Genomic DNA, 19,930 nt, shown 5'->3' on the forward strand with positions numbered 1-19,930 from the left:
CCATGGTGGGTATGTCTCGGCGCCGATCCCACGGGCCACCCCAGTTGACAGGCGCCCGTGCAGCCTCACCTCAGTCTGGGCTGAAACACCGACGCGAGCACACTGGGTGACTTGGTGGTCAATTCGGATGAGTAGACCGGGAGGGGCGGAAGCAGCCCCGTTTCGCGTTGTGACGGCTCGCCTGCATCGCTTCGGCCCGGAAATGCCGTAGTGGTAGCCGGATCACTCCGCAAGTGGGCGTTCTGACCGGCCCTCTCCAGAAATGCAAGTAAATTTCGGGCTAATGTTTTCGGTCCGTTGCTGTAGCGCCCTTGGGCGCCGGTTGCCCTGCCGGGAAGGCCGCGGGGACAGTGCCGTGAACCCGGTTCGACGGAAACTGGGATACAGCAAAGGGGCTGCTCTTCGTGGGCTTCATGCGGATCAAGAACACCGGGTACAACTCGGCGCTGGTGCTGCCGACCGGGGCATGGAAAACCATGTTCCTGCGCGGCGATCAGATGGCGCAGACCAGCGCGGCGGGCCTGGACCACAACGGGCCGATCGGCGCCACGAGCATTCACAGCGGGAAGCTGAACGGCATTCCCGAACCGTACAAGAGTGCCTGTGAGGGCGCGCTGATGCTGCCGATGACCGGCGGTTCCTGGCAGATGCTGCTGTTCAAGGGCGACCGGGTCTGCTGGTACCACTGGGACACCAAGGTCCGCAGCGAGGGGCCGGTCACCGAGTTGAGGCATGCCGACGGACTACCGGCCTGGGGCACGATGCTGCCCGTCGGCTACCGCGAGGGCGTGGACGCGCTGCTGATGGACTCCACGGCCGAGTCGCCGTACTGGACGACCTACGTCTTCAAGAACGAACGGGTCGCCACCATCGACTGGCGGAACGGCTGCACCCGGGAGTGCCGGATCTACGAGGGCGCGCAACCCACCGCGGGCTGGGCGAAGCTGCCGGCCGAGTGGCTGCGGGACTACGACCACGTACTGCCGCTGCCGGGCGCGTCGGACGCCAAACGCAGCCTGCTGGTCAAGGGCGGCAACGGGTGCGTGTTCAACTGGAAAACCGGCCCGGAGAAGACCGGCGCGCTCACCACGCTGATGCCCGAGCTGGCCGCGCTGCCCGCGCCCTACACCACGCAGTACAAGCCGATCGTGGGCCGCTGGGCCACTCCGGCCGCGCCCAATCCGGTCACCGTGCGTGTCGATCTGGACGGCCTGGGCGCGACGCGCCAGTTCAGCGGTGACTTCGACCTGGTCAGCGGCTCGACGCGGAGCCCCATGTACTCCTTCCGCGTCAGCGCGCCGGAGATCGCCGCCTCGGCCACCGAGGTGACCGCCACCGGCAGGGTGCGGTGGAAACCGGATTGGACCGGCTGCACCGCCAAGATCACAATCCCGCGGGTGACGCAGTCCTCCGCCGCCCCCGCCCTGCGGGCAGAGTTCCGCTTCGACGACGGCAACGTCCCCACCTACGATCTGCCCTTCGAGTCGACGCACCTGCGCACCATCGACGTGGAGATCGACACGATGGCCAACCGGGCCGCACTGGCCTCGTACAACACCGCCACCGACGCGGTGGCGGGCCCGCCCGACTACGTCGACCGGGAGCTGACCATCGCCTCCGCCTTCGCTGAGGCGGGCATCGAGTTGCGCTCCGCGGGCACGGTCAACGAGGTCGGCACCGCCGACGCCGGCACCGACCTGAAATGGTCGGACTCCGAACTGCACACCGCGATGCTCCACAACTTCTCGGGCCACGCCGAGACCGAGCAATGGAAGCTGTGGGCGTTCGTAGCCAGCCGGCACGTCAACGACAGCACGGGCGTCATGTTCGATGTCAACGAGGGCAAGCAGCGGCAGGGCATGGCCGTCTTCTACGACCAGATCAGCGGCCAGCCCGGCTACTTCATCCTGGGCCTGTACGTCCATGAGCTCGGCCACTGCCTCAACCTGCAGCACTCGTGGCAGAAGAACGACTCCGGGGCCCCGCTCGGCCCCAGAAACGGCCATGGCGACCTGTCATGGATGCAGTACTGGAACCTGTACACCGCCGAGGACGGCAGTAGCGGCTGGGACGTCTTCTGGAGCCGGTTCCCGTTCACCTTCACCGCCAACGAGCTCGCCCACCTGCGGCACGCCTTCCGCTACGACATCATCCCCGGCGGGGCCAACTGGGCCGCGCAGGGCAGCGCCGCCTACAACACCAACGACCCGGCGCTCGCCGCGATGGGCGACCCGATCGCCGACGACTCCGGCCTGGCCCTCACCCTGTCGGCCCGGCCGTTCGCCTATGGCGAGCCGGTCACCGTCGAGATCAAACTCGCCCGCGACGGCCGTGATGTCACCGTGCACCGCGACCTGTCACCCAAGAGCGAATACCTCACCATCGCCATCACCGCCCCCTCCGGCATCACCCGGCCGTTCCGGCCGCTGGCCCGCCAGTGCAGCGGGCACGGCAACGACACCCTGACCACGTTGACCGCCGAGGCGCCCGCCCTGTACGAATCGGCCTACCTGGGCGCGGGCGCCGACGGCCAGTACTTCACCGACCCCGGGCTCTACACCGTCCGCGCCCTCTACACCGCACCCGACGGCTCCCGCGTGGTCTCACCCGACCTGACCATCCGGATCCGGCTGCCGCTCACCGGCGACGACCAGGACGCCGGTGAACTGCTCATGGGCGACCAGGCCGGCACCCTGATGGCCCTGCTGGGCTCGGACTCACCCGCCCTGCAAGCGGGCAACGACGCCCTGGCCGAACTGTCGGACCGCTTCCCCGACCACCCCCTGGCCGTCTACTCCCACCTCGCCCAGGGCGCCAACGCCGGCCGCCACTATCAGCACATCCGCGACGGCCGGCTTCACATCCGGCAACCTGACACCGAGGACGCCGTCACCCAACTGACCGCCGCGATCAACGCCTCCACCGGCTCGGGCGGCCTCAACGACATCACCCTCAACGCCGCCATGCGCCGCCTGGCCACCGTCCACGCCAAGGCCGGCGACCGCACCGCCGCCGGCGCCACCCTCGACCGCATGGTCGACCACTTCCGCGCCCGACACCTCCCCACGCACGTCCTGACCACCATCCAGGACCAGGCCGACGCCACCCGTCGGCAGATCCTTCCCGGCGACCAGAACCGCCCCCACAAGGGCCGCAAGCGCACCTGATCCCCACCACCCCGGCCACATCGTGCGCCCGCCGCCAACAGGCGGCGGGCGCACACTCACCCGCTTCGACAAGCCCACCCGCCACACGGCAGCGAGAAGGCCCATGGGGCTGAGGTTCATACTTCTTGGGGACAAGCCTTAGCTTCCCGGCGCAGAGGCGCTTTTCTTGTCTGGACGGTCACTCCGGACCCGTCGGCCAGTGAGAGCCTGTGGCTAACACCGACACGAACGCCGGTTTCGGTTTCAGGTCGTCCAGACGCTTGAGCTGGCGCCGCCTACTATGCGGCCTCGCTTGATGGTGGTTCGGCGGCCGGGGGCGTTCCGGAGAACGTCGCTGAGGTGGGTGGCCGAGAACAGCACCAGGTCCGCCGCGGCTCCCACATGGACGCCTTCGGCCGGTGCGCCGACATAGTGGGCCGCGTTCACCGTCACCATGTCGAAGACCTGCCTGAGTTGCCGGTCCGACCACATGCGGGCGGCGATGGCGGTCACCATGGCGACCTCCGCCGGATCAAGTCGGCCGAACGGGAACCACATGTCGTTCATGTTGTCGCCTCCCGCGGCGACGGTGACGCCATGGGCGAGCAGCGACCTGAGGCGGGCCACTCCCCTGCCTGGCGGGCGGGGGGAGTCACCCACCAGCAGCAAGTTGCCCATAGGGCAGACGCAGACGGCGATCCCGGCGGCGAGCACTGCTTCGACGACCTCGGTGGCGGTCGTTTCGTCGTAGGCGTCCAGGGCACAGCAGTGGCCGGCTCGGACGCGGCCGGTGAGGCCCGCGTCGATGGTTCTGCGCGCGAGTTCTTCCAGGTCGCGCTGGGCGGGGTCGTAGCTGTAGTCGCAGTGGACGTCGAGGTCCGCACCGGTCTCCGCGGCCAGTTCGACGAGCAGGTCGAGGTGCCGGAGCCGGTCTTGGGGCTCTTCCACGTCGGGGGCCCCGCCGAGCACGTCGGCGCCTGAGGTCAGGGCTTCGCGGAGGAGCCGTAGTGCTCCGGGGTCGCGGACGATGCTCTCCTGGGGGAACGCCACGAGCTGGATGTCGAGCAGGTCGCGGTGGCGGTCCCGCAGGTCGGCCATGACGCCGAGGGCCGACAGTCCCCCCACCGGGTCGACGTCGACATGGGCGCGCAACGTTCCCACACCGTGACCGACGGCGAGCCGGATCGCGGTGGTCGCACGGTCCCTCAGTTCCTCGGGGATGTAGCGGGCCTTGACGTACCGGGTGCGCTCAAGCGCGGCTTCCAGAGGATGGTCATGGTCGCTCGGGGGCAGGCTCGGGTGTGTGAGCGCCTTGTCCATGTGGAAATGAGGTTCGACGAAGGCGGGCGTCAGAAGCCCGCCCTCCGCGTCGATGATCTCCACGGTCGGCGGGGCCGGGAGGTCGCCGATCGCGGCGATCCGCCCGCCGGCCAGGTGGACGTCGACCGGGGCGGTCGAGTCGAGCAGGCGGGCGCCGCGGATCAGCAGCGGTTCAGGGTCCGGTCGCATCGGACTGTTCCTGCTCGGTGCCGAACCCGTCCAGAGCGCTGCGCTCCTCCAGGGTCGTCAGCTCCTCGAACAGCGTGATCTGCACGCCGCCGGGCGCGTCCAGGCGGGCGTTGAGCGACTGCCAGGGCGTGACGGTGGGCGGGGCGACGGGTTCGGCGCCCGCGTCCAGCAGCCGGTCGTTGACCGAGCGGGTGTCGCCGACCTCGAACGCGACCCTGAACTTCGGCGCGACCTGCCGGCCGACCTCCACCTCGTCGATGAGCCGCTTCTGCGCCGGGTTGGCGATCTCGAGCGTGGCCCGGCCGGCGTCGAGGATCACTACCCGGGCGTCGCCCTCACCCGAGAACGCGGCCTGCTCGGGCAGGCCGAGCGCGTCGCGGAAGAAGGCGACGGCGGCCTCGTAGTCCTCCGCCACGACGACGAGGCGCAGTTGGCGGACGGCAGGGGCGTCGTCTCTTTCGGCGGTCATGGCAACTCCTTCTCTTCGAGCCGTACGGGGGTCATGCCGACAAGACCGCGCCCCAAGGTGGCGGGGTCCCTGGGCGTCCACCGGCCGTGGGTGACCTTGTCCAGGAAATCGTCGAGCACCGCGTTGAACGCCGCGGGCTCTTCCAGGTTGAGGGTGTGGCCGGTACGCGGCAGCACCGCGAGGGCGGCCCCGGGGATGGTCCGCTTGAGCATGACCTTGACGTCGAGGCAACCGTCGTCCTCGTCGCCGACGACCAGCAGGACGGGGGTCCGCACCGCCGCCAGGCGGTCGCGCAGGTCGTACAGCGAGGGGCGTTCGGCAAGGACCTGGGAGAACGTCAGGGACATGCCGACCGGGTCGCGTCCGGCGAGCCGTTCGCCGAACGAACGCCATCCGCCGGGGTCCTTGAGCCGGTACTGCACGCGCGTGGGGCCGTTCTGGTAGGCGTTCGCGGCGGCCCGCACGTCCTCCCGGAACATGCGGGCGGCCGTGCGCGCCTCTTCGGTGAACCCGGCCCGCTGGTGCGGCGCCGAGCCGTACCCGGCCCCGGCCACCGTCGCGCTCAGGCAGCGTTCCGGGTGCTGCAGCATCAGGTGGACGGCACAGAATCCGCCCATCGAGAGGCCTACGACGTGGGCGGCGTCGAAGCCGAGCCCGTCCAGGACGGCGATCGCGTCCTGGACAGCGATGTGCTGCCCGTAGCTGTCCGGGGCGGCTGGGACGTCGGACGGCGGGTAGCCGCGAGCGTTGTAACGGACGCAGGTGTACCGGTCGGCGAAGTGCGCCACCTGCGCGCGCCAGTCGTGGAGGTCACCGGCCACCTCATGCAGGAAGAGCAGGGGCGGGCCGGCCCCTTCCACCTCGACCGCCAGGCGAGTGCCGTCAGGGGTCGTCACGGTGGTCATTCCGGCGCCTCCCCCGCCCGGGCGGCCTTGAGCGCGGCCCATGCCGGCCACACATGCCGCATGAGCTGGAACGCCAGCGCGGTGACGGGCATGGGGAAGTCGCCACTGTCCGCTTCCCGCTGCACCGACCGCATGTCCTTCAGGAGGATGTCGAGGTCCTCGCCGGGCACGTAGTGCTCCCACCAGGGCTTGACGCGCCGCCAGTTGTCCACGACCCAGCTGCCGCCCACGCTGACCGACAGCATCTCCATCAACTGGTCTTCGCCAACGCCGAACTCGTCGGCCAGACGGATCGCCTCGTACACGCCCATCATGTTGACGCCGAAGGTGAGTTGCACGGCGAGCTTGGCCGCCTGAGCGGTGCCCACCTCCTCGCCGACATGGAAGATGTTGCGGCCCATGAGGTCCAGGAGGGGGCGAAGCCGCCCGAACACCTCGGGTGCGGCCGACACCATCAGCGTCAGTGCGCCCGCCTCGGCGCCCCAGGGTCCCCCGGACATGGTCGCGTCGACGGCGGTCACGCCGTGTCCGCCGAGTTCGGCCGCCAGCGCGCGCATCGTGGACGGGTCGAGGGTGCTGGCCACGACGACGGTGAGCGGGCGGCCCTCCCGGACGACACCCTGCTCGCCGAGCAGGACCTCGCGGGTCTGCACGGCGTCCCGCACCACGGACAGGACCACGCCCGAGGACGCCCTGGCCGCCTCCCGGGGGGAGCCCACCAGCCGGATGCCCGCCTCGGCGGCCTTCTCGCGGCGTTCCGATGAGGGATCGTATCCGTGCACTTCGTGGCCGCCCTTGACGAGGTTGCCGGCCATTCCGAGCCCCATCGCGCCGAGGCCGATGAAGCCGATGCTTTCCGTCATGTCCGCTGCGCTCCCTGGGATGCGAGGCCGGTGGCGGCCGCCGGCAGGTCGACGACCAGCACCGAATCGGCCGCCGCGGGCAGTTCGCGGGCCAACTCGGCGTGCCGGGGGTTTCGAAGGTAGGCGTCCCGGGCGCGCTCGCCGGGGAAGGCGATGGCGAGCCCGGTCGTGTAGCCGCCGCCGAACGGCTCGATGCTCACGTCGGGGCCGGCGTAGACGTCGCCGGCGCCCAGTTCGGCGGCGAGCGCGGCGAGCCGGGAGGTGAGGTCGTCTGCCCGTGACTCCTGTCCGTCCCGGGGCCTGACGAGCACGATGTGGACGAGGCTCATCGGGCCGGCTCCGCTCTGGTGAACGGGCTCACGCGGGGTTCTCCGCGGAACTGCACAGTCTTGTACTCGGTGAACTCCCGCATCCCCTCCTCGCCGCCCTCGCGTCCGAAGCCGGACGCCTTCACGCCTCCGAACGCCAGCGCCGGTGACCCGTCGCTGGCGGTGTTCACCCAGACGGTGCCGGCCTGGAGCTCGCCGCTGACCGCGAAAGCACGGTCGAGGTCCCTGGTCCACAGGGACTGGGCGAGGCCGTACTCGGTGGCGTTCGCCAGCTCGACGGCCTCCCGGTCGGTGCCGAACGTCGTCACCGACAGGACGGGCCCGAAGATCTCCTGCTGGAACACCGGCGACTCTCGGTCCACGGAGGCGAGCACGGTCGGCTGGTAGAAGGCGCCCTCCGCCAGTTCGGGGTCGTCGGGTGAACTCCCGCCGGTCAGGACCTTCCCGCCGGCGTCGACCCCGGCGAGCACGGCCGCGTGGACCCGGTCCCGGTGCTCGTGGTGGATGAGCGCCCCGATGTCGGCCCGAGGATCGTCGGGCATCCCCACCCGCAGCGCGGACGCGCGGGCGGCGACGGCGGCGGTGAAATCGTCGGCCACGGTCTCGTCCACGAGCAGCCGCGAGCTGGCGACGCACGACTCCCCCTGGTTGGCGAAGGCGGCGAAGACGATGCCGTCGGCCGCCGCTTCCAGGTCGGCGTCGGCGAAGACCACGTTGCCGGTCTTGCCGCCCAGCTCCAGCCCGACCCGGGTGAGGGAGTCGGCGGCCGCGCGCATCACCTCCCGGCCGACCCGCGTTGATCCGGTGAACGAGACGTAGGAGACCAGGGGGTGGGTCACCATGGGGAGCCCGGCGCCGGGCCCCGTGCCGGTGACGACGTTCACCACGCCGGGCGGGAAGCCCGCGTCCTCGCAGCGGGCGGCGATCTCCAGCGCGCTGCCGGAGGTGAACTCCGACGGCTTGACCACCACGGTGCATCCGGCGGCGAGGGCGTAGGGGAGCTTCTGCAGGAGGACGAGCGCCGGGAAGTTCCACGGGATGATCAACGCGGCGACCCCCACCGGTTCCCGGGTCGCGAGCGCGGTGTACGCGGGTGCCAGGCCGGTGTAGGCCTCGCCCTTGGACGTGCGGGCGAGCGCCGCGGCCTGCCGGACGTGCGCGATGCCGAGCTCGATGTCGCCGCGCGCGAACGCCAGCGGCTTCCCGACCTCCTCGGAGTCGAGGGCGGCGAGCCGGTCGGCGTCGTGTTCCAGGAGGGCGGCCAGGTTCTCCAGGAGCCTGGCCCGGGCCATAGCGGGGGTGCGTCGCCACTGCTCGGACGCGAACGCCCGAGCGGCGGCGCAGGCGGCGGCGTCCACGTCGTCCGCCGTGCCGGCGGCGTAGCGGGCCACGACCCTGTTCGAGGCGGGGGCGCGTCGCTCCAGGAGCGGGCCGTCGACCCGCTCTCCGGCGATGTGGTGGCCGTGGACGCGGACGGCGGTGTCACGGGAGCTCATCGGCTCAGCTCCACGATCTCGCCGCCGGCGATGTGCGGGACCTGGCCCCGGCCGGCCTCGACGACGGCCTGCCATTCGGGATCCTCGCGGAACGCCGTCCAGCGGGTCTCGCGGTCGTGCTCGTCGGCGAACTCCAGGACGTAGACGAGTTGCTCCCCCTTGGTCAGCCGCCGCAGCCACGGGCCGTGCGCGGTGATGCCGTGCTTGGCGAACAGAGGCAGGCTGGTGCCGGTGAACTGGTCGAGCAGCGCCTCGGTGTGGCCGGGCGTGATGGTGTAGTAGCGCAGTTCTGCGATCATGTGGCCTCCTCGTCGGATTCGGTCAGGTCCAGGCGGCAAGGACGTCCCCGGTCGCCGCCACCACGGCGAACCGGCTCTCGGCGGTGCTGAGCGCCGCGGCGTGCAGGCCCATGTCCCACGACGCGCAGGCGTCGGCGGCGATGGTGACGTAGAAGTCGCGGGCGAACGCCTCGCGGGCGGTGGTGTCCACGCAGACATTGGTGGAGACGCCGCAGCAGAGGACGCTGTCGCGTCCCAGGCTGCGCAGGATCAGTTCCAGGTTGGTCCCGGTGAAGCCGCCGTAGCGGTACTTCTTGACGACATGGTCTCCGGGCCGGGGCGCGACCTCCTCGGCGATCTCCTGCCCCCAGGATCCGTCGAGGCAGATGTCGGGGGCGGAGTACGCGGCGCGTGAGCGCGCGTCCCGCCACACCGGTGAGTCGCCGGCGCCGCCCGGCAGCGTGGTGTGCTGGCTGTGGATCACGGCCACCCCGGCCTCGCGGGCGGCCTCCGCGAGGCCGGCGGCGACGGGCAGGATCCGCTGGGCGTGGCTGACGTCCCGGCCGCCCACGGTGGCGGTCTTGCCGCGTGGATGGACGAAGTCGTTGGACAGGTCGATGAGGATCAGCGCCGTCCGGTCCGGCCGCAGCCGGTCGGCCAGCGTGGCGGTCGCCGTCATGACAGTGCCTCCGCGGCTCGCTCGATCGGGTTCGGCCGCCGCTCCTCCCGGCCGGGCGGCGGGGTTCGGCCTTCCGCGGTCGGGAGCGCGGTGACGAGCCACCGCCGGCCGAGCCGGTCGGCGGCGGCGGCCGGGTCCGCGGTGGGCGCCATCAGCGCGTACAGGCCGCGCCTTCCTTCCAGCCCGGTGACGGGAGCGGTCATGCCCGCGCCGGCCAGCCGGGCGGCCTCCAGTCCGTTGCGGGCGGCCATGCGTCGCTGGAACGTTCCGAGCGGGGTGTCCGAAAGGATCTCCAGGCCGGACGCCTGGGTGACGGCGATGCCGACCGCGCGGGCCGTCGCCTCCCCGTCCAGGCCGTCGTGGCGGGCGGCGGCGCAGGCGGAGCCGACGAGCACGGCCGCGCACACCGGATCCCACCCGCCCACGACGTGGCCGTCCAGCGAGTCGCGCACCCGCAGGGCGGGTTCCAGCCCGGCGGCCAGACTCTCCGTCGCGAGGTCGTCGGCGCTGCCGGCGTGATGCAGGAGGGCGCAGGCGACCCAGTAGGCGACCGCCGCCCGCCGGTCGCGGACGGCCGCTGTCTCCAGTCCGGACAGGTTCTCGCACAGAGCCGCCGCGGCGGCGGCCGCGTCCGGCGGGACGGGCGTCTCGGCGACGAAGCCGGCGACGCTCGCGGTCGTCCCCTCGGTAGCGGTCATCGGGCCACCACTTCCCTCCGGGTCTCCTCCAGCAACGCCTGGACGGTCCCCGGTCCGGACCCCTCCCCCAGGCGCGCGACCGCGTCCCAGATCGCCTGTGCCCGGCCGGGCGCCAGGGCCTCGGCCTTGCCGATGAGCTCGTCGTCGGTCAGCGGGCGCAGCAGGCTTCCCCGCGCGTGCTCGACGGCCGACACGACGGTTCCCCCGTCGACGGTGTGGATCTCCAGTACGGCCGAGTCCCGCGGCATGCGCGGTTCCGGGCACAGGTCGACGTGCGTCCGCAGGCGGGCCAGCACCGGGTCCGCCGCCGCCGCGTCGCCGAACTCAGCGAGCCCGCCGGTGCCGCGGGCCAGGCCGGCGGCCACCCCGTGCACCGCCGAGAAGCGCGCTTGCAAGCCGGTCCGCGGCTCGAGCCGCCCCATCAGCTCCGGGACCAGCGGATGGCAGCGGTAGCGGATCCGGACGACGTTCGCCGGGGCGACACCGCGGTCATGGGCTCTGACGGCCGCGTCGATGCCGGGGTGCGCGACGATGCCGCAGGGATAGGGCTTGAAGGTGTTGTCGGCCAGTTCCCACCGCGTCCCGAACCCGTCGAGAAGGCGGCCCGGGGACCGGCCCCCGGGCGCGAGGGCGCGCAGCAGCCCGCCGGTGTCGGGGAGGACGGCCGCGGCGCCCGCGGTGAACCGGCCGCGGCCGGCCTCCGCCGCGGCCAGCACCCCGGCCGCGGCGGCCTTCCCGGCGTGGAAGGGCTTGACCTCGGTACCGAACGCCTCCCGGTGCCCGAGCGTCTGCAGGGACGCCAGCCGGAGCGCGGCCGCCATCCGGTCGCGGCCGGGCTCGCCGATCAGTCCCGCGGTGACCGCGGCCCCGGCGACCCCGCAGGTGCCGGTGATGTGCCAGCCCCGGTCGTAGTGCTCCGGACTGACCGCCAGGCCGAGCCGCAGTTGCACCTCGCAGCCGAGGGCGAAGGCCGCCAGCAGGTCCCGTCCGGATGCGCCGGCGGGCCATCCGGCCGCCCACGCCGCACCGAGGACGCTCGCCCCGGGGTGGATGACCGTCTCCAGGTGGGTGTCGTCGAAATCGTCCAGGTGGGCGGCGAAGCCCGTGAGCAGCGCCGCGCCGACCGGGCTCGCCTTCCCGCGCACCCCGGGAGCCGCGGGGACCCCGGTCGGTGCGGCCAGCGCGGCCGCAAGCCTGCCGACCTGGGGGGAGCCGGACGCTCCCAGGGCCACTGCCAGGACGTTGAAGAGCGTCCGGCTCGCGGCCTTCGCCACCTCTCCGGGGAGCGGCCGGGAGGCGCAGTCGAGCACCGCCTCGGCGAGCTCCTCGTAGGAGGGTGCGTCACCGGTGGTCATGTGCTCGGCTCCAGCCAGGTGATGGCGCCGAAGGAGAAGGCCAGCTGGGCCAGCCCGGCAGCGGAGGCCCCGTGCCAGTGCTCCTCTCCCGGCTCGATCCACACGATGTCGCCCCCGGTCACCTCCAACGGTTCACGGCCGCGGCGCCCGACGAAGCCGGAACCCGCCACGATGTGGATCACCTGGCCGTCGGCGTGGCTGTGCCAGTGGCCGCGCACGCCCGGGTCCAGTCGGATCAGCGCGGTGGTCGCCTTGCTGGTAGGACACCCCTGGACCGGGGAGCTGAACGCGGCGCCGGTGAAGCGTTCCGGTTCGGGGACCGGCGTGGGGTCCTTCAGCAGGTCCGCGGTACGGAAGAGCTTCACGCCATGACCTCCTTCTCGTGCGGGCCATCGGCGGCGGGTTCGACGGAGACCTCGGTGAAGCGCCGCATGGTGTCGACGAGGGCGGTCTCCGCGGGCAGCCGCTCCATGCTGGACGCGCCCAGGAAACCGGCCGCGCCCGGGACCATCCGCAGCACTTCCTGGGCGTCGTCGGGCGTGGCGATCGGTCCTCCGTGGCACACGACCAGCACGTCCTCGCGCGCGGACTCGGCCTGGTCGCGGATCTCCCGCGTGCGCGCCGCCGCGTCGGCGAGCGACATGGGGGCCCTTGCGCCGATCATCCCGGCGGTCGTCAGCCCGACGTGCGCCACGACGATGTCGGCGCCCGCGGCGGCCATGTCATAGGCCTCCTGTTCGGTGCGCACGTAGGCGGCCGTGATCAGGTCCATCTCGCGGGCGGTGCGGACCATCTCGACCTCCTTGTCGAAGCCGTAGCCCGTGGCCTCCAGGTCCGCCCGCACACTGCCGTCCAGGAGGCAGACCGACGGGAAGTTCTGCACCCCGGCGAATCCGAGTTCCTTGAGCTGCCCCAGGAACAACGGGATGTTCTTGAACGGGTCCGTGGCGCAGACGCCGGCGAGCACCGGTGTCCTGCGCACCACCGGGAGGACCTCTGCGGACATCTCCACGACGATGTCGTTGGCGTTGCCGTAGGGCATCATCCCGGCCATCGAGCCGCGCCCGGCCATACGGAACCTGCCCGCGTTGTAGATGACGATGAAGTCGACGCCGGCCTCCTCCGCGCACTTGGCGGACAGGCCGGTGCCGGCACCCGCGCCGATCAGGGCGCGGCCCGACCGGACCCGCTCGTGGAACAGGGGGACGTAGTGCTGGCGGCTCATTGCCGTTACCTCCAAGTGGATGTGAGACGGGCTGCCTCCCCGCCCGGTCACGGGCGGTGCTCCGGCGGGGAGTCCGGGGGCAGCCGGTAGAGGGGCGCGCGTTCGGCGACCAGGTCGAGCAGGCCCTCCCCGACGACGACCGTGATCTCCCGCGGATCGACGATCTTGGCTTCCTGGAAGGGGTACTTCAGCAGCGCGGCGACACGCGGCGACATCAGGTAGCCGCCGGCGACGACCAGCGTGAGCACCTCGTGCAGTTCCGGCCGCCGTTCGGCCAGTCGCTCGACCGCCGCGAGGTCGAGGGCGGGCCCCAGCTCGTCCAGCGCCCGCAGCAGCGGCGGGACGAGGTCGGGACGCGCCTTGACCACCTGGTCGAGCAGATCGGTGTGCACACCGGCCTGCGACCCGGACGGGAGCCCGGCGCCGGCCTCGATCAGCGCGTCCGCGACCTGCCCGAGCCGCCGGCGGGCCTCCGGCGGCACGGGCGTGTCCCGCGTCTCCCCGGTCTCCGCGGTGGTCATGAGGTCACCTCCACATCGCGGCGGCGAGCGACCAGGGACCGGGCGCAGCGCAGCGCGTTGGCCGCGATGGTCGCGGTGGGGTTGACGCCGGACGACGTCGGGAACACCGAGCCGTCGAAGACGTACAGGTTGGGCACGTCGTGGCACTGGCCGTGCGCGTCGACCACGGACGAGCCCGGGTCATCGCCCATCACGGTCGTCCCCATCAGGTGCCATCCGGTGCCGCGCAGACCCGAGTTGAGGATCTTCTTCGTGGCCCCCATGGCGTCGAGCACCTCGGAGAGGCGCTCCAAGTGCCAGGCCATCATGGCCCGCGTGTTGTCGGACGTGCGGTACTGGATCCGCACGCCGGGGACGCCGCCCGCGGCGGCGCCGTCGTCCAGCAGCACCCGGTTCGCCAGGTCGGGCAGGTCCTCGCAGATGACGCCCCAGATCGCCGAGTGGCCGAGCCGTTCGCGCAGCAGCCGGGTGAAGTTCGGGCCCCACACCGGTTCGTCCCCCCAGGTGCCCGGGAGCATGAACGACAGCGGCGCGCCGGAGGGGATCAGGTTCCACTTCGCGCCGCGCACGAAGCCGCGGGACCGGTCGGTCTCGTAGAACTCCAGGGAGTGCAGGTACTGGCCGAGCGGCCCGCGCCAGGACTCCAGGTCCTCGTCGAAGATTCCGATCGCGTTGCCGAACGGGTGCATCATGAGGCGCCTGCCGACCAGGCCGCTGGAGTTGGCGACCCCGGACCCGTCGGCCGACGCGAGCATGATGCGGGGCGTGCCGATCGCGTTGGCGCACAGCACCACCACGCCGGCGCGAACCTCATGGCGGACTCCGTCGGCGTCAAGGTAGGTGACGCCGGCGGCGCGGCCCCGGTCGTCCAGGAGTACCTGCTCGACCGTCGCCCGCACCGTCAGGCGCACCTGGTCCTTGGCGAGGGACTGCCAGTGGGTGCGGTCCGCGGACGCCTTGGCTCCGGTGGGGCAGCCGAAGGGACAGGCGGTCCGCTGCGCGCACGCGTGCAGGGGGCCGTACTCGGCGGTGGCGATGGCGTTGCTGCCGGGCCACCAGTGCCAGCCGAGCTTGTTCAGCGCCTCCGCGCCCCGCCGGCCGAGCTTGTTGAGCGGCACGGGCGGCAGCGGCGGCGGCGTGCTCGGGGGAAGCGCCGGATCACCCTCGAGGCCGCTGACGGCGAACTGCCGCTCGACCTCGTCGTAGTAGGGCTCCAGATCCCAGTACCCGATCGGCCAGTCGTCGCCGACACCGTCCATGGTGCGGGTGCGGAAGTCCGAGGGCAGGAAGCGTTCCCAGTGCGCCGCGTAGAGGACGGTGCTGCCGCCGACACCGTTGTACATGAGGGCGGTGACGTCCGACTCGGCGTCGTCGATGGGATAGTCGCCGCCGGCGCGGCGCTGGTTCGGATCCCAGTTCCAGTGCTTGCGGGACACGAGTTCGAAGTCGGCATAGCCCGCGCGCGCCTTCTCGTAGTCGGGCCAGTCCCCCTGTTCCAGGCACGTGACCCGCATTCCGGCGCGGGCGAACTCCTGGGCGGCGACCGCGCCCGAGGGGCCGGCGCCGACGATCAGGACGTCGCAGTCTTCGCGCACATCCCCGTCCTTTCCTTCGATCTTCTCCACGGGCCGCCCGCACCGCGTCGTCCGGGCGAGATGTCCATCACGGTTCGCGGCTCCCCGCCGCCGGCTTCCCGGCGAGCCGGGCCAGCAGCAGTCGCGCCGCCTGCTCGCCGAACGCCGGGGTGTTCAGTGCCACCGGGGAACGCACCACGGTGACGTGGGGCGCCAACGACTCCAGCAGCGCTTGTTCGAGGGCGGCGTCCGCCTCAGGCCAGTAGAACGGGCCTCCCGGCTCCGACAGGGCGGACGTCCCGCCGGTGGGCAGCAGCAGCGCGACCGGTCCGCGCGCAGCCGACAGCTTCGCGCCGAGGCGCGCGCCGAGGACGGCGGCCTCCCGCGGATCGGTGCGCATCAGCGTCGCCGTCGCGTTGTGCGAGTAGAGCCGCCGCCCCCGGTACGCTTCCGGCACGGTCTCGGGCGCCCCGAAGTTGACAACGTCCAGCGCTCCGGTCGACACGACCTGCGGGGTCCCCCGCCGGCCGGCGGCGACCAGGCGGCCGGGCCCCGCACTCGCCACGCCGCCGGCGAGGTCGTCGGCCAGCTCCGTCGTCGTCAGATCCAGCACCCCTGACAGCCATCCGTCCTCGGCCAGCGACTCCAGCGTCCTGCCGCCGAGCCCGTTGGCGTGGAAGACCAGGACGTCCAGGTCTCGTGACTCCAGCACCCGGCAGGCGCGCGACACGCCGGCGGTCGTCACCCCGAACATGCTGGCGGCCACCATCGGCTTCCCGTCGCCGCCCGTCGCCGACGGCACCGGCCGTCCCAACTGGGCCGCCAGCATCGCCACCGACCGTTCGAGGACGAAGCGGCTCACCGTGTTGAGCCCGGCGATGTCCACGATGGAAGGGACCAGCAGCAGATCGCTGGCTCCCACGTGGGGACGGGTGTCACCGGAGGCCATCGTGGTAACGATCATCTTGGGCACGCCCAGCGGCAGGGACCGGAAGCCCGGCGCCAGCACGCTCAGCGCTCCCGAACCGCCCATGCCGAAGGCGGCGTCCACCTCGCCGGCCTCTCGTAGGGACCCCAGCAGGGCGGCCACCCCCTCGGCCATGGCGGCCAGGGCCTCCGCCCGGGTGGCGAGCGCGGCGATCTCGCGGCGGTCACGGCCCGCGGCCCGCGCCACCTCCGAACGGGTCACGTCGGGCCGGATCCGCGGCTCCCCGCGAACACCCGCGTCGACCAGCAACGACCTCAGGCCGGCGTCCGCCAGCAGGTCCCGGACGTAGGCGTACTCGACGCCCTTGGTGTCGAGCGCCCCGACGAGGACGACCCGGCTCACAGCGTTCGCTCCATGATCACTTCCGGCTGCTCTCCCCGGCGCCGCTTGATCACGACTGTGGCCGAGATGGCGGCGATGGTCGCCGCGTAGGGCAGCATGAGCACGAACTGCGGCGGCAGGACCCCGTTGAAGTCCAGCTGCGACTGGATGCCGAAGGCCAGCGCGGACCCGAAGAACACTGCCGCCACCGACACCCCGACCGGGGCCACCCCTCCGAGCAGGACCGCCGCGAAGGCGAGGTAACCGCGGCCCTGCGCGATGTTGTCGGAGAAGGACCGCACCTGGGCCAGCGACAGCTCTGTACCGGCCAGCGCGCACAGCAACCCGGCGACCTGCAGCGCCGCCATCCGGTAGAGGTCCACCGGGACGCCGGCGCTGCGCGCCGCGAACGGGTCGCTGCCGCAGGCGCTGAGCTTCAGCCCGGCCCGGGTCCGCCGGATCGTCCACCACGACAGCCAGGTCAGCCCGAACGCCGCGAAGGTCAGCACCGACAGGCCGCCGAGCGGCCCGCCGACCGCGCCGAGCGGCCGCGGCAGTCCGGCGGGCGACTCGATGGCAGCCTCGGTGTCGAAGAAGGCCACCAGGGCGTAGCCCGTCGCACCGGCGGCGGTCATCGACAGGCCGAGCCCGACGATGAGCACGTTCGCCTTGAAATGCGTGACCAGCACCCAGAACAGCAGCGACAGCAGCAGGTTCACGGCGATGGCGGCGCCCACGGCCGCGAGAACCGACCCGGTGCGGATGGCAGTGGCGGTCGCGACGAACGCGCCGCTGAGCATCAGCCCCTCCAACCCGAGGTGCAGGATGCCGCTGCGCTGGGCGAACAGTCCGGCGAGCGCCGCCAGCCAGATGGGCGTGGCGGCCTGCAGGCAGGTCACCAGGAAGTCAACCACGGGAGTTCACCACCTCCGGATCGCGGTGGGCGGGCCCACCCGGCGGATCACCGGCCTGGGCCGCGGCCCGCGTTCGCCGGCGTCTCAGCAGGGCGGGCACCGTGGAGACCGTGATCCACAGGGCGACCATCCCGTTGAGCATGTCGAGACCCGCCTGCGGCAGGTCGCTCACGACCGGCAGGTAGATCGTGGCGGCGCGCAGCGCACCGAAGAACACCGCGGCCAGCAGCGTGCGGAGCGGACCGAACGTCCCGACCAGCGCCACGATGACGGCCATGAAGCCGACCATCGGCGAGAACCCGACCCGCAGGCTGCCCGACGGGCCGTAGGCCTCGACGGCGCCCGCGAGCCCGGCCGCCGCACCGCTCAGCGCGAAGACCACCAGGCCGACCCGGGAGGCACGGATTCCCATCCACTGCGCCATCACCGGGTTGCGTCCCACGAGGCGGATCTCCAGGCCCAGCCGCGTGCGGCCGGTCAGGACCACGGCGCCCGCCATGAGGAGGCCGCACAGGATCAGCAGGGCGGGCGATACTCCGCTGCCGTCGCTGAGCCGGAAGGCCCCCGGCAGCTGATCGGTCGTGGCCGCCTGGCCCGTGCCGTCGCGGCTCTTCAGCGGGCCGGTGCAGACCCACTCCAGGACCAGCACGGCGATGAAGTTCATCATCAGGCTGGTGACGACCTCATCGGCGCCGAGCCGCGTCCGCAGCAGCCCGGGCACCAGCGACCACAGCGCCCCGAGCGCGATCCCGACCGCGAAGGCGCACGGGAGCACCACGAGCACGGGACCGTCCCGCCACACCAGGCCGAGGGCGAGCGAGCCGATCGCCCCGACGTACATCTGTCCCTGGGCGCCGATGTTGAAGTAGCCGGCCTGGAAGGCGAGCCCGACTCCGAGCGCGATGATGAGCAGAGGAATGGCCCAGCGGATCGTCTGCGTCCATGCGGCCGGCGAGCCGACGCTGCCGTCGACCGTTCCCGCGATGATCGCCTCCACGTCATAGCCGGACAGGGCGAAGATGCCGAGGACCAGCAGCAGGGACACACCGATGACCGCGACGGGCCGGGCCGCGGCCGGCCTTGGCCGAAACCTCACGCGGCCTCACCCCTCACCATGGCGCCGCCCACTCGATCCAGATCGAACGGCCGGTCGAACTCGGCCACCACGCGCCCGGCGAACATCACCAGTACGCGATGGCACACCTCGAACATCTCCTCCAGGTCCGCGCTGACGATGAGGACGGCGGCGCCGGACGCCGCGGCGTCCACCAGCGCCGCCCGCACGTCACCGGCCGCGGCGATGTCCAGCCCGCGTGTCGGGTGCGCGGCGATGAGAACCCGCACGTCACCGGTGATCTCGCGCGCCAGGACGGTCTTCTGGACGTTGCCGCCGGACAGGTTCCCGGCCGGCTGGGTCTCGGTCCGGTAGGCGACCCGCCAGCGGTCCAGCGCCTCCCGGCACCGTTCCCGCAGGGCCCGTGGATCGAGCATCAACCCGTCCCCGACGCGCCGCGGGGCGGCGTGGTTCTCCCACAGGGCGCTGCTGAGGCTGACCCCTTCCACGTTGCGTTCGAAAGGGATGATGCGCAGGCCGCGGTCGCGGCGCCGCCGTACCGAGGCCCCCGAGATGTCGGAGCCGGCCAGGGACACCGTCCCGCCGCGCAGCGGCGCCATCCCGACGAGCGCCTCGACGAGGCTGCGCTGCCCGTTGCCCTCGACGCCGGCGATCCCCACGATCTCTCCTGCGCGGATCTCCAGCGACACGTCGGTCGCGGCCGCGTCGTGCGACCCGGACCGCGCGGTCAGCCGGGTCGTGCTCAGCACCGCCGGCGCGTCCGGCGCGGGTTTCGCGACGGTCGGCACCTCCCTGGCCGAGGCGTCGCCGATGATGGCCCGCGAGACGTCCGACGGCTCCAGGTCGCCGATGGGCGTCGGCTCCAGGACGAGCCTGCCGGCCCGCAGCGCGGTGACGGTGTCGGCGACCGCGAACACCTCGTCCAGCTTGTGCAGCACCACGATCACGCACAGGCCCGCGGCGGCCAGGTCGCGCAGCCGGTCGAACAGCCCGCGCATCGCGGGTGGCGGCAGAACCGCCGTGGGTTCGTCCAGGACCAGGACGCGGGGGCCGGAGGCGAGGGCGCGGGCGATCTCCACCGCCTGCATCGTCTCGATCGGCAGCCTGCCGATCAGGGCGTCCGGGGCGACGGCGGCTCCCCCGTCCTCCAGGAGCGTCCGCGCCCTGCGGTGCAACGCGGCCTTGGAGAAGCCGCCGAGGGGGCGGCGCTCGTCGTTGAACAGTTCCAGTGCCTGGGCGACGGTGAAGTCCGAGGGCAGCGCGAAGTGCTGGTGAACCAGCTCCACGCCCTGTCTGCGTGACTCGGCGACGTTCCCTCCGGCGAGCAGGTGCTCTCCCACCCGGACGGTGCCGCCGGAGGGTTCGACCAGCCCGGCCAGCACCCGCGCGAAGGTGGTCTTGCCGGCGCCGTTCTGGCCGACGATGGCGTGCACCTTGCCCGGTGCGAAGGTCCCGCTGACTCCGTCGAGGGCACAGAAGTCACCGAAAAGTACCGAGACGTCCTGGCAGGTGACGGGTGCTCCGGCGCGTTGCGGACCGCCCGCCGCGGCGGGTCCGGTTCTCTCGTGTGGTCGGGCTCGCATGG

Annotated in this window: 19 protein-coding genes; 1 reads left to right on the plus strand and 18 read right to left on the minus strand. The window is 72.2% G+C overall.

Going from position 1 to position 19,930, the window contains the following annotated elements:
- The first annotated feature begins 413 nt into the window (after positions 1-413).
- The gene (locus tag ABD944_RS08275) at positions 414-3,167 is read left to right on the plus strand and encodes a hypothetical protein (RefSeq protein WP_345174029.1); all 2,754 of its coding nucleotides are present in this window, start codon (positions 414-416) and stop codon (positions 3,165-3,167) included.
- A 243-nt stretch (positions 3,168-3,410) separates the two neighbouring features.
- Here the strand turns inward: ABD944_RS08275 and ABD944_RS08280 are convergent, their stop codons facing one another.
- From ABD944_RS08280 to ABD944_RS08365, 18 genes are all read right to left on the minus strand, one after another.
- On the minus strand, positions 3,411-4,655 hold the full coding sequence (locus ABD944_RS08280) for an amidohydrolase family protein (RefSeq protein WP_345174032.1): 1,245 nt from the start codon (positions 4,653-4,655) through the stop codon (positions 3,411-3,413).
- Complete coding sequence (locus ABD944_RS08285; protein WP_345174034.1) at positions 4,639-5,124, minus strand: VOC family protein; 486 nt, start codon at positions 5,122-5,124, stop codon at positions 4,639-4,641. The genes ABD944_RS08280 and ABD944_RS08285 overlap by 17 nt, the downstream gene beginning before the upstream one ends.
- Positions 5,121-6,029, minus strand: a complete 909-nt coding sequence (locus ABD944_RS08290; RefSeq protein ID WP_345174036.1) for an alpha/beta fold hydrolase — start codon at positions 6,027-6,029, stop codon at positions 5,121-5,123. The genes ABD944_RS08285 and ABD944_RS08290 overlap by 4 nt, the downstream gene beginning before the upstream one ends.
- Positions 6,026-6,892: an NAD(P)-dependent oxidoreductase gene (locus ABD944_RS08295; RefSeq protein ID WP_345174038.1), complete on the minus strand. Its 867-nt coding sequence runs from the start codon at positions 6,890-6,892 to the stop codon at positions 6,026-6,028. The genes ABD944_RS08290 and ABD944_RS08295 overlap by 4 nt, the downstream gene beginning before the upstream one ends.
- Positions 6,889-7,221 carry a Dabb family protein gene (locus tag ABD944_RS08300; RefSeq protein ID WP_149262002.1) on the minus strand — a complete coding sequence of 111 codons (333 nt, stop codon included), beginning with the start codon at positions 7,219-7,221 and terminating at the stop codon, positions 6,889-6,891. Before ABD944_RS08300 ends, ABD944_RS08295 begins: the two co-directional genes overlap by 4 nt.
- On the minus strand, positions 7,218-8,717 hold the full coding sequence (locus ABD944_RS08305; RefSeq protein ID WP_345174040.1) for an aldehyde dehydrogenase family protein: 1,500 nt from the start codon (positions 8,715-8,717) through the stop codon (positions 7,218-7,220). The genes ABD944_RS08300 and ABD944_RS08305 overlap by 4 nt, the downstream gene beginning before the upstream one ends.
- On the minus strand, positions 8,714-9,016 hold the full coding sequence (locus ABD944_RS08310) for an NIPSNAP family protein (RefSeq protein WP_345174042.1): 303 nt from the start codon (positions 9,014-9,016) through the stop codon (positions 8,714-8,716). The genes ABD944_RS08305 and ABD944_RS08310 overlap by 4 nt, the downstream gene beginning before the upstream one ends.
- A 22-nt stretch (positions 9,017-9,038) precedes the next feature.
- Positions 9,039-9,674 carry a cysteine hydrolase family protein gene (locus ABD944_RS08315; RefSeq protein WP_345174044.1) on the minus strand — a complete coding sequence of 212 codons (636 nt, stop codon included), beginning with the start codon at positions 9,672-9,674 and terminating at the stop codon, positions 9,039-9,041.
- On the minus strand, positions 9,671-10,372 hold the full coding sequence (locus ABD944_RS08320; RefSeq protein WP_345174046.1) for an MmgE/PrpD family protein: 702 nt from the start codon (positions 10,370-10,372) through the stop codon (positions 9,671-9,673). The genes ABD944_RS08315 and ABD944_RS08320 overlap by 4 nt, the downstream gene beginning before the upstream one ends.
- Positions 10,369-11,727 carry an MmgE/PrpD family protein gene (locus tag ABD944_RS08325; protein ID WP_345174048.1) on the minus strand — a complete coding sequence of 453 codons (1,359 nt, stop codon included), beginning with the start codon at positions 11,725-11,727 and terminating at the stop codon, positions 10,369-10,371. Before ABD944_RS08325 ends, ABD944_RS08320 begins: the two co-directional genes overlap by 4 nt.
- A complete protein-coding gene (locus ABD944_RS08330; protein ID WP_345174050.1) occupies positions 11,724-12,092 on the minus strand; it encodes a cupin domain-containing protein in 369 nt (122 codons plus the stop codon). The genes ABD944_RS08325 and ABD944_RS08330 overlap by 4 nt, the downstream gene beginning before the upstream one ends.
- Positions 12,089-12,952: a phosphoenolpyruvate hydrolase family protein gene (locus ABD944_RS08335; RefSeq protein ID WP_345174052.1), complete on the minus strand. Its 864-nt coding sequence runs from the start codon at positions 12,950-12,952 to the stop codon at positions 12,089-12,091. Before ABD944_RS08335 ends, ABD944_RS08330 begins: the two co-directional genes overlap by 4 nt.
- A 47-nt stretch (positions 12,953-12,999) precedes the next feature.
- Positions 13,000-13,473: a hypothetical protein gene (locus ABD944_RS08340; protein WP_345174055.1), complete on the minus strand. Its 474-nt coding sequence runs from the start codon at positions 13,471-13,473 to the stop codon at positions 13,000-13,002.
- Positions 13,470-15,068, minus strand: coding sequence for a GMC family oxidoreductase (locus tag ABD944_RS08345; protein WP_345174057.1), 1,599 nt, complete (start codon positions 15,066-15,068; stop codon positions 13,470-13,472). Before ABD944_RS08345 ends, ABD944_RS08340 begins: the two co-directional genes overlap by 4 nt.
- 67 nt (positions 15,069-15,135) lie before the next feature.
- Positions 15,136-16,377 carry a Tm-1-like ATP-binding domain-containing protein gene (locus ABD944_RS08350; protein WP_345174058.1) on the minus strand — a complete coding sequence of 414 codons (1,242 nt, stop codon included), beginning with the start codon at positions 16,375-16,377 and terminating at the stop codon, positions 15,136-15,138.
- The gene (locus tag ABD944_RS08355; protein ID WP_345174059.1) at positions 16,374-17,270 is read right to left on the minus strand and encodes an ABC transporter permease; all 897 of its coding nucleotides are present in this window, start codon (positions 17,268-17,270) and stop codon (positions 16,374-16,376) included. The genes ABD944_RS08350 and ABD944_RS08355 overlap by 4 nt, the downstream gene beginning before the upstream one ends.
- Positions 17,263-18,366: an ABC transporter permease gene (locus ABD944_RS08360; protein ID WP_345174060.1), complete on the minus strand. Its 1,104-nt coding sequence runs from the start codon at positions 18,364-18,366 to the stop codon at positions 17,263-17,265. Before ABD944_RS08360 ends, ABD944_RS08355 begins: the two co-directional genes overlap by 8 nt.
- Positions 18,363-19,928, minus strand: a complete 1,566-nt coding sequence (locus ABD944_RS08365; RefSeq protein ID WP_345174062.1) for an ATP-binding cassette domain-containing protein — start codon at positions 19,926-19,928, stop codon at positions 18,363-18,365. Before ABD944_RS08365 ends, ABD944_RS08360 begins: the two co-directional genes overlap by 4 nt.
- Positions 19,929-19,930: the final 2 nt, after the last annotated feature.

Source organism: Actinomadura verrucosospora, assembly GCF_039540335.1.
Classification (GTDB): Bacteria; Actinomycetota; Actinomycetes; order Streptosporangiales; family Streptosporangiaceae; genus Spirillospora; species Spirillospora verrucosospora.

Coding starts and splice junctions, on each gene's coding strand:
- ABD944_RS08275 (WP_345174029.1), top strand. CDS start 414: ATGCGGATCAAGAACACCGGGTACAACTCGGCGCTGGTGCTGCCGACC.
- ABD944_RS08280 (WP_345174032.1), bottom strand. CDS start 4,655: ATGCGACCGGACCCTGAACCGCTGCTGATCCGCGGCGCCCGCCTGCTC.
- ABD944_RS08285 (WP_345174034.1), bottom strand. CDS start 5,124: ATGACCGCCGAAAGAGACGACGCCCCTGCCGTCCGCCAACTGCGCCTC.
- ABD944_RS08290 (WP_345174036.1), bottom strand. CDS start 6,029: ATGACCACCGTGACGACCCCTGACGGCACTCGCCTGGCGGTCGAGGTG.
- ABD944_RS08295 (WP_345174038.1), bottom strand. CDS start 6,892: ATGACGGAAAGCATCGGCTTCATCGGCCTCGGCGCGATGGGGCTCGGA.
- ABD944_RS08300 (WP_149262002.1), bottom strand. CDS start 7,221: ATGAGCCTCGTCCACATCGTGCTCGTCAGGCCCCGGGACGGACAGGAG.
- ABD944_RS08305 (WP_345174040.1), bottom strand. CDS start 8,717: ATGAGCTCCCGTGACACCGCCGTCCGCGTCCACGGCCACCACATCGCC.
- ABD944_RS08310 (WP_345174042.1), bottom strand. CDS start 9,016: ATGATCGCAGAACTGCGCTACTACACCATCACGCCCGGCCACACCGAG.
- ABD944_RS08315 (WP_345174044.1), bottom strand. CDS start 9,674: ATGACGGCGACCGCCACGCTGGCCGACCGGCTGCGGCCGGACCGGACG.
- ABD944_RS08320 (WP_345174046.1), bottom strand. CDS start 10,372: ATGACCGCTACCGAGGGGACGACCGCGAGCGTCGCCGGCTTCGTCGCC.
- ABD944_RS08325 (WP_345174048.1), bottom strand. CDS start 11,727: ATGACCACCGGTGACGCACCCTCCTACGAGGAGCTCGCCGAGGCGGTG.
- ABD944_RS08335 (WP_345174052.1), bottom strand. CDS start 12,952: ATGAGCCGCCAGCACTACGTCCCCCTGTTCCACGAGCGGGTCCGGTCG.
- ABD944_RS08340 (WP_345174055.1), bottom strand. CDS start 13,473: ATGACCACCGCGGAGACCGGGGAGACGCGGGACACGCCCGTGCCGCCG.
- ABD944_RS08365 (WP_345174062.1), bottom strand. CDS start 19,928: ATGCGAGCCCGACCACACGAGAGAACCGGACCCGCCGCGGCGGGCGGT.